2 protein-coding genes are annotated in these 1,859 nt (G+C 66.5%); one reads left to right on the forward strand and one right to left on the reverse strand.

All coding sequences use genetic code 11. The features are described from left to right. Positions 1 to 233: 233 nt before the first annotated feature. A complete protein-coding gene (locus tag GJV82_RS19085) occupies positions 234 to 527 on the reverse strand; it encodes a hypothetical protein (RefSeq protein ID WP_155100313.1) in 294 nt (97 codons plus the stop codon). A gap of 273 nt (positions 528 to 800) precedes the next feature. Here GJV82_RS19085 and GJV82_RS19090 point away from each other — a divergent pair, with 273 nt between their 5' ends. After that, positions 801 to 1,457 carry a hypothetical protein gene (locus tag GJV82_RS19090; protein ID WP_155100314.1) on the forward strand — a complete coding sequence of 219 codons (657 nt, stop codon included), beginning with the start codon at positions 801 to 803 and terminating at the stop codon, positions 1,455 to 1,457. Positions 1,458 to 1,859 lie beyond the last annotated feature (402 nt).

A 1,859-nucleotide genomic window follows, 5' to 3' on the forward strand; every position in this document is an offset into this window, starting at 1 on the left:
ACGCCTCGCTGACGAGCCCGCACGTGCTCGTCGAGCTGCGCGACGAGACGAACAAGCGGCCGTGATCGTCCACGGCACGTACCAGGCCTGCCTGAGCTGGGGCAGCCGGCCGACGGTCCGGTACGTGAGGTCGCGATCGAGGCAGTGACGTACGAGGGCTCGCGCGCCATGCTCTACGAGCAGGTGCGCGACGGAGAACGTCTGACAGGAATCCGAGTAGAGGGCCGTGCCGCTCAGCGACGCTCGACGGCGTCGGCCCAGAGCCACACCCACCCCTCGCGCCCTTCACGGGAGATGTAGCGCACGTGGACCTGGCGACCGGCCCACGCGACGGCCTCGCCGTCGACGCGGGCCTCACCGCTCTGACGCTGCGTGATCCACGCGCGCACCGGGATGCCCTCGGACGGGCGCACGATCGGCACACCACGCCGCGCGAGCTCGGGCGCCTCCTCGGCGTGGTCACGCATCGGCACCGTCTCGATGCCGGACGGCCAGCCGCCCGGTGGCGGGCGTCGACGAGTACCCACGACACAATCATATTCGAACTGGTGTTCCCCTTAGCAAGTCTCGTTAGCCCTTGGGGCCACAGGGCTTCTGCGTCGTTGACAGTGTCATTGACCAGCGCAACGGTCAGGGCGCAGCTGACCGGTGACGCGCAGCGGAGATCTGCGGCGGGCCCTCGTGAGGCTGCTCCGGCAACACCGGTCTGGGCGACCGCCGTGTGGCGCACCATGTCAGGTTCGCCTACACAGGGTTCGCCGGGGTCATTCCGCGGCCCCGACTACCGAGAGGAGATTGTCATGCAATGGTCTGGAGCGCGGGCGCTGGTGGGGGCAGCGTCGCTCGCGGCAGGGGTGCTCGTCATGGGTGTTGCGGTTCCAGCGTCCGCGGACGCTGTGTCGGACCCGGCGACCCAAGACGAACTGACCGCGGAGATGGACACACTTCGGTACCAGGTCAAGCTCGACGAGGCGGCCGGGGACGTGCAGATTCAGAACGACGGAACGATCGTTCAGACGATCGACGAGCAGCAGATGGTGCTCGAGCAGGACGGTAGCTGGACGATCAATGACGTACCGACTGAGGGGCAGATTACGCCGCAGTTCGTGAGCGGCTGTGCGGGCTCGTTCGGTGACGTTCTCCGGGTTCGCAACTACCTCCAAGGAAGCGCTACCCAGACGTGCACTGAGGGCGCTTACCCACAGTGGATCCACTACCAACTGCGCAGTACCTGCGCCGGACCGCTGTGTATCATCTTCAGCAACGAGACCGGGCGAATCCGCAGCAACAACGGGCTCGGCTACAGCCGGGTGGCGAACGTGACGTATACCGAGGACTGCGAGTCGTCCGGCAACCGCAAGTACTCGCAGATCGTGTGGCCGGCCGGCAAGGGGGTCGAGTTCGGCCCGGTCGTCGACCGCGATGAACCGATCGTGGGCTGCGACCTCAACGCCTGAGGACAGTTCTTGCTCAGGGCTCCCGCTCGCCGGAGCGGGAGCCCTGATCGCCTGTCCAGAACATCCAAATAGGCTTGCCTGCGCGATCGCGCAGCGCGTCGTCCGCAAGCCCGAGTGCCGATCGCACCCAGTTCACAGATAGGCCCGCCGCAGCAGCGATATCGTCTGCGCTCGCCCCTGCGGCAGCGGCTAGCCGCACGTACTCGGCGAGCTGTACATCTCGGGCCGCTGTCTCTAGTTGCCGCGATCTTTCAACCATGCTTCTGAGCCCGGCGAGATGTCTGTCTACCTCCGACGCCATGAGTCGACTCTAGCGACCTGGGACTTCCCGCACAGATCCTCGTCAGGCGCACTGGGACGCCGGGTCAGTGAGCCATTCCCAGTAGGGGTCGGGCGTGTGGG

The sequence above is a fragment of the Cellulosimicrobium composti genome (assembly GCF_009711085.1).
In the GTDB taxonomy this organism is placed as follows: Bacteria; Actinomycetota; Actinomycetes; order Actinomycetales; family Cellulomonadaceae; genus Cellulosimicrobium; species Cellulosimicrobium composti.

Excerpts from the sequence above, each read along its gene's own strand:
- GJV82_RS19090 (WP_155100314.1), top strand. The coding sequence starts at position 801 with ATGCAATGGTCTGGAGCGCGGGCGCTGGTGGGGGCAGCGTCGCTCGCG.